This window comes from Burkholderia sp. B10, assembly GCF_004368385.1.
Lineage (GTDB): Bacteria > Pseudomonadota > Gammaproteobacteria > Burkholderiales > Burkholderiaceae > Burkholderia > Burkholderia vietnamiensis.
This window is the reverse complement of sequence record NZ_PQMX01000115.1, coordinates 1-11,635: the sequence shown is the minus strand read 5'-3', so window position 1 is coordinate 11,635 and position 11,635 is coordinate 1. Positions and strand designations below refer to the sequence as shown.

8 protein-coding genes and 1 pseudogene are annotated in these 11,635 nt (G+C 68.5%); 6 read left to right on the top strand and 3 right to left on the bottom strand.

Going from position 1 to position 11,635, the window contains the following annotated elements:
- Window positions 1–112: pseudogene (locus tag C3Y15_RS29935) on the bottom strand (META domain-containing protein); the annotation flags it as partial.
- 201 nt (window positions 113–313) lie between these two features.
- Here C3Y15_RS29935 and purT point away from each other — a divergent pair.
- The 4 genes from purT to C3Y15_RS29910 all read left to right on the top strand — a co-directional run bounded on the left by purT (window position 314) and on the right by C3Y15_RS29910 (window position 4,318).
- Window positions 314–1,528: a formate-dependent phosphoribosylglycinamide formyltransferase gene (gene purT / locus C3Y15_RS29930; protein ID WP_011885604.1), complete on the top strand. Its 1,215-nt coding sequence runs from the start codon at window positions 314–316 to the stop codon at window positions 1,526–1,528.
- Between the two features lie 17 nt (window positions 1,529–1,545).
- Window positions 1,546–1,740 carry a DUF6726 family protein gene (locus C3Y15_RS29925; protein ID WP_011885603.1) on the top strand — a complete coding sequence of 65 codons (195 nt, stop codon included), beginning with the start codon at window positions 1,546–1,548 and terminating at the stop codon, window positions 1,738–1,740.
- A gap of 86 nt (window positions 1,741–1,826) precedes the next feature.
- Window positions 1,827–2,219 carry an MliC family protein gene (locus tag C3Y15_RS29920; protein WP_014723404.1) on the top strand — a complete coding sequence of 131 codons (393 nt, stop codon included), beginning with the start codon at window positions 1,827–1,829 and terminating at the stop codon, window positions 2,217–2,219.
- Between the two features lie 560 nt (window positions 2,220–2,779).
- Window positions 2,780–4,318, top strand: a complete 1,539-nt coding sequence (locus C3Y15_RS29910) for a DEAD/DEAH box helicase (RefSeq protein WP_011885601.1) — start codon at window positions 2,780–2,782, stop codon at window positions 4,316–4,318.
- Window positions 4,319–4,634: 316 nt separating this feature from the next.
- Here the strand turns inward: C3Y15_RS29910 and gluQRS are convergent, their stop codons facing one another.
- Complete coding sequence (gene gluQRS / locus C3Y15_RS29905) at window positions 4,635–5,528, bottom strand: tRNA glutamyl-Q(34) synthetase GluQRS (protein WP_059454394.1); 894 nt, start codon at window positions 5,526–5,528, stop codon at window positions 4,635–4,637.
- Between the two features lie 22 nt (window positions 5,529–5,550).
- Window positions 5,551–6,405 (bottom strand): sulfurtransferase, encoded by an 855-nt coding sequence (locus C3Y15_RS29900; RefSeq protein ID WP_014723400.1) that lies wholly within the window; start codon window positions 6,403–6,405, stop codon window positions 5,551–5,553.
- Window positions 6,406–6,629: 224 nt separating this feature from the next.
- Between C3Y15_RS29900 and dnaE the strand changes: the two genes are divergently transcribed.
- Window positions 6,630–10,163, top strand: coding sequence for a DNA polymerase III subunit alpha (gene dnaE / locus C3Y15_RS29895; RefSeq protein WP_046424406.1), 3,534 nt, complete (start codon window positions 6,630–6,632; stop codon window positions 10,161–10,163).
- Window positions 10,164–10,391: 228 nt separating this feature from the next.
- The gene (locus C3Y15_RS29890) at window positions 10,392–11,480 is read left to right on the top strand and encodes a glycosyltransferase family 9 protein (protein WP_059461273.1); all 1,089 of its coding nucleotides are present in this window, start codon (window positions 10,392–10,394) and stop codon (window positions 11,478–11,480) included.
- Window positions 11,481–11,635 lie beyond the last annotated feature (155 nt).

Here is an 11,635-nt window from a genome sequence, read left to right as displayed (position 1 = left end):
GGGTCGGCATCGCACAGGCGGCGAGAAGCGTGGCAAGCGTCAACGCGCAGAGCGGCGCGCGCAACGGGCGAAGCAGGCCGGTGCGTGCGCGGGCGGCGGACAGGTGGGACATGAGCCTCGTTCCTCTACGGATTCTGATCAAGGCGTAAGAGTAACGCACCGGCCCCGCGCGAGGCGAGCCGACACTTCGTGCGCGAAAACGTTCGCGCCCGCCCGGGCCGGCCACGCGGCGACGAAACGGGCCGAAGCGCCGACGGTGCGCGTGTTAACATCGACGCCGTTTCGTCCTCCAACAGAACCAGCGGGAAATCACATGCAGATCGGTCAGCGGCTCGGTACGCCGCTTTCACCTTCGGCCACGCGCGTCATGCTGCTCGGCGCGGGCGAACTCGGCAAGGAAGTCATCATCGCGTTGCAGCGCCTCGGCGTCGAAGTCATCGCCGTCGACCGCTATCCGGACGCGCCGGGCCATCAGGTCGCGCATCGCGCCCACGTGATCGACATGACCGACGCGGCTGCGCTGCGCGCGCTGGTCGAGGCCGAGCGCCCGCATCTGATCGTCCCCGAGATCGAGGCGATCGCGACCGACGCGCTCGCGGCCATCGAGGCGGCCGGCCTGGCCGAGGTGATCCCCACCGCGCGCGCGACGCAGCTCACGATGAACCGCGAGGGCATCCGCCGGCTCGCCGCCGAGGAGCTCGGGCTCGCGACCTCGCCGTACGCGTTCGCCGATTCGTTCGACGCCTTCAGCGCAGCGGTCGCGAAGATCGGGATGCCGTGCGTCGTGAAGCCGGTGATGTCGTCGTCGGGCAAGGGGCAGTCGGTGGTACGCAGCGAGGCCGACGTGAAGGCCGCGTGGGACTACGCGATGGCCGGCGGCCGCGTGAACCACGGGCGCGTGATCGTCGAGGGCTTCATCGATTTCGACTACGAGATCACGCAGCTGACCGTCCGTGCGATCGACCCGGCCACGCTGGCGACGCGCACCTACTTCTGCGAGCCGGTCGGCCACGTGCAGGTGGCGGGCGACTACGTCGAATCGTGGCAGCCGCAGCCGATGAGCGCGGCCGCGCTGCAGAAGTCGCGCGACATCGCGCACAAGGTGACCGAGGCGCTCGGCGGGCGCGGGCTGTTCGGCGTCGAGCTGTTCGTGCGCGGCGACGACGTCTGGTTCTCCGAGGTGAGCCCGCGGCCGCACGACACGGGCCTCGTCACGCTCGCGTCGCAACGCCAGTCGGAATTCGAGCTGCACGCCCGCGCGATCCTCGGGCTGCCGGTCGATCCGACGCTCGGCTCGCCGGCTGCGTCGGCGGTGATCTACGGCGGCCTCGACGAGCGCGGCATCGCGTTCGAAGGCGTGCGCGACGCGCTCGCCGTGCCGGGCGCCGACCTGCGCCTGTTCGGCAAGCCCGAGAGCTTCGTGAAGCGGCGCATGGGCGTCGCGCTCGCGACCGGGGCGAACGTCGACGAAGCCCGCGAGCGCGCGAAGCGCGCGGCGGCGGCCGTGCGGCCCGTGTCGTCGCGCTGACCGTCCGGGAGCGCGCGATGGCATCCAGATTGTCACGGCTCGGTCGGATCGCGACGCTCGGCGCCGCGCTCGCGCTGCTGGCGAGCCTGGCCGGCTGCGGCGTCGCGGCCGCGCCGTGCCGGATCGCATCGGCCGGGCTGAAGATCGTCCCGCTGGTCGGTCATGTGGCTGCCGCGCCGACCGACGCATGCGCCGACGTCATCGATCCATGATGGCCCGGGCGTCGGGCGTCGACGCGTCGTCTCCGACCAGCGCACGCCGCGTGCGTGCGTTCTCACCGTCTCATCCAAGGACCAGCATGATTCGCCAAACCTTCGTCGCGCTGGCGCTGGCCGGCGCCGCCGTTTCCGCTGCTTCGGCTGCGCATGCGGCGCAACTGACCGTCGAGGAGATCGACGCCGATGCGCGCCAGCCGACCGTGTACCAGTGCGCGAACGAGAAGCAGCCGCTGCGCGTGTCGTATTGGCGCGCCGGCAACGGCCAGAGCTTCGCGCTCGTGCCGGTCAACGGGCAGCAGATGCTGTTCGTCGACACCGTCTCGGGGTCGGGCGTGCGCTATCAGGCCGGCCGCTATACCTGGTGGACGAAGGGCAGGGAGGCGACGTTGCGCGACGAGATCGCCGATCCGAATGCCGCGCCGATGCTCGGCGACTGCGTGCAGGTCGACAAGAAGAAAAAGAAGAAGGGTTGAACGGTGCGGGGTTGCTGGTCGGCGGGGGCGGTTGATCGGCCTGGCGCGCCGCGGTGCGCGAAGGTAGGTGACCGCAGCGGCATGCGCGGTGCGCGACGGGGACTGGCCGCAGCGGCGCGGGTTCGAGCGATCCCAGCGCCACCAGCGGCCCGGCGACTCAGCGACTCAGCGACTCAGCGACCGGAGCGCCCCCGAGAGTCCCGAGAGTCCCGAGCCACCGAGCCACCGAGCCACCGAGCCACCGAGCCACCGAGCCACCGAGCCACCGAGCCACCGAGCCACCGAGCCCCATACGGCCCCGAATCTCATCCATCGCCCGATCGGAATGTTTTGCCCGCGCGACGCCTTGTCGGCGTACATGACAAACCGGCGCGGGAGCCCATTCGCAGCGTTGTCACGGACAGATTCCGGCTCAGTGCTACAATATGCCCCTTTCCGCCGGCATTCGCGCCGAACGGAGTCCGCACGACCTGTGGCGCCCGATGTTCGATGTGAACCGGCCCCGGGCGCCAGAGCGGCGTCGCGCGGCGCGCCGCGGCTCCGTCTACTTCCGAAATGTGATGAGCGCAGGCCCGGCCGGCCTGACGCACGATGTCCCCGCCGCGCCTTTTGAGCGAAACGCCACCATGTCCGATTCTGTCGCCAAGCCTGCCGACGCAACCTTCGATCAATTCGGCCTCGCGCCCGATATCCTGAAAGCCATCGTCGAGCAGGGCTATACGACGCCGACGCCGATCCAGGCGCAGGCCATTCCGGTCGTGCTCGCCGGCCGTGACGTCATGGGCGCCGCGCAAACGGGCACCGGCAAGACCGCGAGTTTCTCGCTGCCGATCATCCAGCGGCTGCTGCCGCACGCCAGCACGAGCGCGTCGCCGGCGCGCCATCCGGTGCGCGCGCTGATCCTCACGCCGACGCGCGAGCTCGCCGACCAGGTCGCCGCGAACGTGCATGCGTACGCGAAGCACACGGCGCTGCGCAGCGCGGTCGTGTTCGGCGGCGTCGACATGAATCCGCAGATGGCCGAGCTGCGCCGCGGCGTCGAGATCCTGATCGCGACGCCGGGCCGCCTGCTCGATCACGTTCAGCAAAAGACGGCGAACCTCGGCCAGGTCCAGATGCTCGTGCTCGACGAAGCCGACCGGATGCTCGACATGGGCTTCCTGCCCGACCTGCAGCGCATCCTGAACCTGCTGCCGAAGGAGCGTCAGACGCTGCTGTTCTCCGCCACGTTCTCGCCGGAAATCAAGAAGCTCGCGTCGACCTACCTGCGCAACCCGCAGACGATCGAAGTCGCGCGCAGCAACTCGACCAACGCGAACGTCACGCAGATCGTCTACGACGTCGCCGAAGGCGACAAGCAGGCGGCCGTCGTGCAGTTGCTGCGCGGGCGCGGGCTCAAGCAGGTGATCGTGTTCTGCAACAGCAAGATCGGCGCGAGCCGGCTCGCGCGCAATCTCGAGCGCGACGGCGTGGTGGCCTCGGCGATCCACGGCGACAAGTCGCAGATCGAGCGGATGCAGGCGCTCGACGCGTTCAAGCGCGGCGAGATCGAGGCGCTGGTCGCGACCGACGTGGCCGCGCGCGGGCTCGACATCGCCGAACTGCCGGCCGTGATCAACTTCGACCTGCCGTTCAACGCGGAAGACTACGTGCACCGGATCGGCCGCACGGGCCGCGCCGGGGCGACGGGCGACGCGCTGTCGCTGTGCAGCCCGAACGAGCGCAAGCAGCTCGCCGATATCGAGAAGCTGATCAAGCGTCCGCTCGAAGTGCAGACGCTCGCACTCGACAAGCCGGCCCGCCATCGTCACGACGAGCGCAATGAGCGCGGCGAACGTAGCGAGCGCGGCGGCCGTCGCGACCGCGACGAGCATCGCGGCGCGTCGGCGCGTCGTTCAGGCAGCGCCGAGCGCGGTGGTCATCATCGCCGCCACGACGCGCCGGTCGACGATTTTTTCCTGAAGCCGTACGAACCGTCGACGCCGGCGCAGCAACCCGAGGAGACGACGTCCGTCCAGCAGCCCGAGAAGAAAGGGCCGAAGCGGCAGGTCGCCGCGCTGCTCGGCGGGTTCGGCATGCCGCGCAAGCCTTCCGCATAAGCGGTCGGTTCAGGCAGTCGCCGCGGCGCGCGAGCGCCGTGGCAGCAACGGGTGCATGCGACGCGCATGCACCCGTTTTTCATTGGGCCAAGGGTTTGCGGCGGCGCGGCGCAGCGATGCGCAACGGTTCCCAACAATTCCCGACGGTCCTCCGCAGTGCGGCGTACGGCGGCGCGGTTGCCAACCGTGTGCGAGGCGTTCGGGTCGGCGCGCGATGCCACAAGCGGCTTGCGACGTCCGCCGCAGGCCGTTCTCGAAGGGACCAAGCCGCCGCTGACTGCGACCTACGCGCAGCGAGCCGCCGACACGCTTTGCATCACGCGCTTCGCGGCCCGAAACGCCGTGCCCACGCAGCGGTTGCGGCCGCGTAGAACGACTCGAGCGTGTCGCCCGCCAACTCGCCGTCGCCGGCGAGGCCGAGGTGTGCGGCGGCGGCACGCAGCGCCGGCAACGGATCGTCGCGTTCCAGCGCGAGTGCGCCCGTCTGTTTGCTGAGCTTTTCGCCGTTCGCATCGACGACGACCGGCACGTGCAGATATGCGGGCGTCGGCACGCCGAGACAGCGTTGCAGGTAGATCTGGCGCGCGGTCGAATCGAGCAGGTCGGCGCCGCGCACCACGTGGGTGATGCGGGCGTCGGCATCGTCGACCACGACTGCGAGCTGATACGCCCATTGGCCGTCGGCGCGCTTGAGCACGAAATCGCCGACTTCGGTGGCGAGGTTCTGCTGTTGCTCGTGCTGCCAGCGATCGTCGAACCGGATGATTGCGTCGGCGCCGTCGGGCACGCGCAGCCGCCAGGCACGCGCCGGTTTGCCGTGCAGCCCGGTGCGGCAGGTGCCCGGGTACGCGAGCGTCGTATGGCGCTCGTGCGCGGCGCGCAGCGAATCGGCGATTTCCTTGCGCGTGCAGCCGCACGGGTAGACGAGGCCCGCGGCGCGCAGGCGCTCGAGCTCGGCCGCATAGCGCGCGTCGCGCGTGCTTTGCCATACGGGCGGCTCGTCGGGCGTCATGCCGAAATGCGCGAGCGTCGCGAGGATGTCGTCGTCGGCGCCCGGCACGGTGCGCGGGCCGTCGATGTCCTCGATCCGCACGAGCCATGCGCCGCCGTGTGCGCGCGCGTCGAGCCAGCTCGCGAGCGCGCCGACCAGCGAGCCGAAATGCAGGGGGCCGGTCGGCGACGGCGCGAAGCGGCCGCGGTAGCCGTTCATCGGGAGCCGCAGCGGCCCGTGCTTACGCGGCCGCTGCGGCCTGCGCGCACGCCGGGCACGACTTGCCGGGCACGTAGTCCGGCGATTGCTGCGCTTGCGGCGTGACGACCGCGCGGCAAGCGAAGCACGTGACGTTCTCGGTCGGCTGCAGCTGCGGGTTCAGCGCGGTGCGGTAATCGAACACGAAGCAGTCGCCGTGGTAGTGCGCGCCGCCGACTTCCTCGAAGTATTTGAGGATCCCGCCTTCGAGCTGGTACACGTGGTCGATGCCGATTTCCTTCATGTGGATCGCGGCCTTCTCGCAGCGGATGCCGCCGGTGCAGAACGACACGACCGTCTTGCCTTCGAGATCGGCGCGGTTCGCGTCGATCACTTCGGGGAACTGGCTGAACTTGTCGATCCGGTAGTCGAGCGCGTCGTCGAACGTGCCGACGTCGACCTCGAACGCATTGCGGGTGTCGAGCATCACGACCGGGCGGCCGTCGTCGTCGTGGCCGCGGTCGAGCCACGCCTTCAGCGTGCGCGCGTCGACCGACGGCGCGCGGCCGAGTTCGGGCTTGATCGCGGGCTTCTTCATCGTGATGATCTCGCGCTTCAGGCGCACGAGCATGCGGCGGAACGGCTGCGAGTCGGACAGGCTTTCCTTGAACTGCAGCGTCGCGAATTTGCCTTCGAACAGCGGATCGTGGCGGAGGTAGTCGACGAACGCGTCGGTCGCTTCGCGCGGGCCGGCGATGAACAGGTTGATGCCTTCCGGCGCGAGCAGGATCGTGCCGCGCAGGCCGAGTTCGTTGCAGCGGGCGGTGACGAGCGGGCGCCATTGCTCGATCGCGTCGAGCGACACGAAGTGGTAGGCGGCGAGGTTGACGATGGTCATGATGGTCCGACGGGAAAACGGCCGCGGCCGTGCGGCGCACGCACGGCGGCCCCGCAAAAAAGGGTGCGAAGCCGGGACGGTGATTCGAAAACCCGTATTATCCCGCAAACCGGTCGCGCTCCGACACTTGGCCGTTCGGATATGGCGCCGCGTGCATCGGCCGAACGGCCAGGCACGGGGATTTTTTGGGCAGCCGTCGCGGCGACGCGGCTACAATATCGCCCATGTCAGATCCCCGCTTCGTCCATCTCCGCGTTCACTCCGAATTCTCGATTGCCGACGGCATCGTGCGTCTCGACGACATCGTCAAGGCCGCTGCCGCCGACGGTCAGGGTGCGCTCGCCCTCACCGATCTCGGCAACGCGTTCGGCCTCGTCCGTTTCTACCAGGAAGCCCGTGGCAAGGGCATCAAGCCGATTGCCGGCTGCGACGTCTGGATCACGAATCCGGACGATCGCGACAAACCGTCGCGCCTGCTGCTGCTGGTGAAGGACAAGACCGGTTATCTGAATCTGTGCGAGCTGCTGTCGAAGGCGTGGCTCACGAACCAGTACCGCGGCCGGGCGGAGCTCGACGCGAGCTGGCTCGACGGCGAGTTGTCGCAAGGGCTGCTCGCGCTGTCGGGCGCGCAGCAAGGCGATATCGGGCTCGCGCTGGCGGCCGGTAACGAGGAAGCCGCGCGCCGTCACGCGCAGCGCTGGGCCGAGGTGTTTCCCGGCGGCTTCTACATCGAGTTGCAGCGTTACGGCCAGCCGGGCGCCGAGGCCTACATCCAGCAGGCCGCGACGCTCGCCGCGTCGCTGCAGCTGCCGGTCGTCGCGACGCATCCGATGCAGTTCATGACCGAGGACGATTTCACCGCGCACGAAGCGCGCGTGTGTATCTCCGAAGGCGACATGCTCGCGAATCCGCGGCGCCAGAAGCGCTTCACGACCGCTCAGTACTTCCGCACGCAGGACGACATGGTCGCGCTGTTCGCGGATATTCCGTCGGCGGTCGCGAACACGGTGGAAATCGCGAAGCGCTGCAACCTGAAGCTCGAGCTCGGCAAGCCGAAGCTGCCGCTGTTCCCGACGCCGGACGGCATGTCGCTCGACGATTACCTGGTCCAGCTGTCGAAGGAGGGGCTCGAGAAGCGCCTCGAGCAGCTGTACCCGGATGCCGCCGAGCGCGATGCGCAGCGCGACACCTACTACAAGCGGCTCGAATTCGAGTGCGGGACCATCACGAAGATGGGCTTCCCCGGCTACTTCCTGATCGTGGCCGACTTCATCAACTGGGCGAAGAACAACGGCGTGCCGGTCGGCCCGGGCCGCGGCTCGGGCGCCGGCTCGCTGGTCGCGTACGCGCTCGGCATCACCGATCTGGATCCGCTGCGCTACAACCTGCTGTTCGAGCGATTCCTGAATCCGGAACGCGTGTCGATGCCCGACTTCGACATCGACTTCTGTCAGCACGGCCGCGATCGCGTGATCCAGTACGTGAAGGAGAAATACGGCGCGGACGCCGTGTCGCAGATCGCCACGTTCGGCACGATGGCCGCGAAGGCGGCCGTGCGCGACATCGGCCGCGTGCTCGATCTCGGCTACATGTTCACCGACGGCGTTGCGAAGCTGATCCCGTTCAAGCCGGGCAAGCACGTGACGATCGCCGACGCGATGAAGGAAGAGCCGCAACTGCAGGAGCGCTACGACAACGAGGACGAGGTGCATCAGCTGCTCGATCTCGCGCAGCGCGTCGAGGGCCTCACGCGTAACGTCGGCATGCACGCGGGCGGCGTGCTGATCGCGCCGGGCAAGCTGACCGATTTCTGTCCGCTGTACACGCAGGGCGACGACGCCGGCGTCGTCAGCCAGTACGACAAGGACGACGTCGAAGCCGTCGGCCTCGTGAAGTTCGACTTTCTGGGCCTCACGACGCTGACGATCCTCGACTGGGCCGAGCGCTACATCCGTCGCCTCGACCCGACCAAGGCCGACTGGTCGCTCGCGCAGGTGCCGCTCGACGATCCGGCGTCGTTCCAGCTCCTCAAGAAGGCCAACACGGTCGCGGTGTTCCAGCTGGAAAGCCGCGGCATGCAGGGCATGCTGAAGGACGCGCAGCCCGACCGCTTCGAAGACATCATCGCGCTCGTGTCGTTGTACCGTCCGGGGCCGATGGACCTGATCCCGAGCTTCTGCGCCCGCAAGCACGGGCGCGAGAAGGTCGACTATCCGGATCCGCGCGTCGAACCCGTCCTGAAAGAGACCTACGGGATCATGGTCTATCAGGAGCAGGTGATGCAGATGGCGCAGATCATCGGCGGCTACTCGCTCGGCGGCGCGGACTTGCTGCGTCGCGCGATGGGCAAGAAGAAGCCCGAGGAGATGGCCAAGCACCGCGAGATCTTCGCCGAAGGTGCGGCGAAGAACGGCCTCACGCGCGAGAAGTCCGACGAGATCTTCGACTTGATGGAGAAGTTCGCGGGCTACGGCTTCAACAAGTCGCACGCGGCCGCGTACGCGCTGCTCGCTTATTACACCGCGTGGCTGAAGGCGCACCATCCGGCCGAATTCATGGCGGCCAACATGACGCTCGCGATGGACGACACCGACAAGGTGAAGATCCTGTTCGACGATTGCGTCACGAACAACCTCGTGGTGCTGCCGCCCGACATCAACCAGTCGCATTACCGCTTCGAGCCGGTTGCGCAGGCCGACGGCACGCGTTCGCGCACGATCCGCTACGGCCTCGGCGCGGTGAAGGGCAGCGGCCAGAATGCGATCGAGGAAATCCTGCGCGCGCGCGAGGAGAAGCCGTTTGCCGATCTGTTCGACTTCTGCGAGCGGGTCGACCGGCGCATCGTCAACCGTCGCACGGTCGAGGCGCTGATCCGCGCGGGCGCGTTCGATTCGCTGAACCCGAACCGCGCGCAGATGCTCGCGTCGGTTCCGCTTGCAATGGAGGCGGCCGAACAGGCCGCTGCGAACGCGATGCAGGCCGGCCTGTTCGACATGGGCGCCGAGTCGCCGCACGCGCACGCGCTCGTCGACGAACCGGCGTGGGACGACAAGCGCCGGTTGCAGGAAGAGAAGGGCGCGCTCGGCTTCTACCTGTCCGGCCACCTGTTCGACGCGTATCGCGACGAAGTGCGCCGGTTCGTGCGGCAGAAGGTGGGTGATTTGAAGGAAGGCCGCGACAAGCTCGTCGCGGGCATCATCGCGTCGCTGCGCACGCAGATGACGCAGCGCGGCAAGATGCTGATCGCGTTGCTCGACGATGGGTCGGGGCAGTGCGAAATCACGATCTTCAACGAGCAGTTCGAGGCGAACAAGGCGCTGTTCAAGGAAGACGAGCTGCTGATCGTGCAGGGGCAGGCGCGTAACGACGCGTTCACCGGCGGCATCCGCTTCACGGCCGACACGGTGATGGATCTCGAACGCGCGCGCAGCCGCTATGCGCAGGCGGTGCGGCTGACGATGAACGGCAACGCCGATGCGGCGGTGCTGCGCCGCGTGCTCGAGCCGCACGTGTCGAAGGATGAACCGGGCGCCGCCAACGTGGTCGACGCCCCCGCGCCGCGCGGCGGCGGGCGCGACGGCGGCCGTCGCCCGCAGGCGCCGCTGCCGAACGGGCTCGCGGTGCAGATTCACTACAGCAACGCGCGCGCGCAGGGCGAAATGCGTCTGGGCGATGCGTGGCGCGTGAAGCCGAGCGACGCGTTGCTCGCGGAGCTGCGCGCGACGTTCGGCGGCAGCGTCGTCGAAATCACGTACTGAACGCCTTGTTGCCGGCTTGATCGCCTGCGGCCCGCTGCATCGCGATCGCGCGGTGCAGCGGGCCGTTTTGTTCGGGGCAGGGATTGGGGCCGTCATCCGGACGCTATACAATCGGTCGCTCGCCACCCAGCGGCGGCGCCGCGAGCCTTTGCGCCGCGCCAGGGGCAGCAGGTAGGGCGGGGGCTTCCTCCGGCCGTAACGATAAAAAACGACAGCTACATTACATCGATGGCCAACGGTAAGCCGAGGGGCCGGATCCTCGTGATCCGGATTGATTTTCTGGGCGACATGCTTTGCACGACCGCATTTCTGAGTGCCTTGAAGCAGCGCTGGCCCGAAGCGGAACTGCACGTGGTCGCGAACCGCTACAACGCGGCAGTCCTCGCCGGCAACCCGCATGTGCATACCGTCCATACCTACGTGTATAGCCGGCAATGCGAGCGCAACGATCGTCCTGGGCGCATGCGCGCGTTCGTCGACCGGCTGCGGCTCGTGCGCCGGCTGCGCCGCTTGCGGTTCGACCTCGTCGTCGTGCCCAATGGCGGCATGCACCGCAGCAGCATCCAGTTCGCGCGCCAGCTCGGCGCCAAGGACTGCCGCTGGCACGATGCGGACTCCGAATTCGACGATCGCAAGCCCGATCACGTCGCGACGCGGCCGATCGCCCATGAGGCACTGTCGGGCTTCCGGCTCGTGCCGGAACTCGGCCATACCAACCTCGACGGTCTCGCGCTGTCCGTTTATCCGGATCGTGCGCTGCAAGACACCTGGCATCGACTGCTCGGGCCGCGCGCCAAACCGCGTGTCGGGCTGTTCGTGTCGAACAAGGCGGCGGAGCGCCGCTGGCCGGCTGACCGCTGGTGCGAGCTGGCACGGCGGCTCGGCGCGATCGCCGATGTGATCGTGTTCCGCGATCCGGTCGTGTCGGCCGCCCACGATGCCGATGCGCACGCGTGGCGAGACGTGGACGCGCGGCACGTCGCGCCGCCGTCGGTCGCCGAGATGATGGCGGCGGCGAGCCTGCTCGACGTGATCGTGTCGGCCGACAGCGCACCGGTGCATCTGGCGTCTGCGCTCGGTGTGCCGGTCGCCGCGCTGTTCGAGGACCGTCCGGAGAAGTATCTGCGCTGGCATCCGGTCGGCGTGCCGCACATGATTCTGCGGGCCGGTGCGACGGTGGAAGCGATCGGCGTCGACACGCTGGAGCGTGCGGTGCGCCATCTGTTGACGCAGCCCGTGCAGATTGATGCAGCGCCGGAGCGTGCGCTGCCGCCGGGTGGCGCAACGGCTGAGTTTGCTCGCGCGTCGGCTTCGTAACGCGCGTTGCGCGGGTTTTGCGCCGCTGCGGGTGCAGGGTTTGCTGGCCGGCGCGGCGCATCGCGCTGGTTGCCGCACTTGCAATGCCTTAGGCGGTTCGTGAAGCGTCGACGTGGATGCGCCGGGTCGCGAGTGCCGAGCCCCGAGCCCCGAGC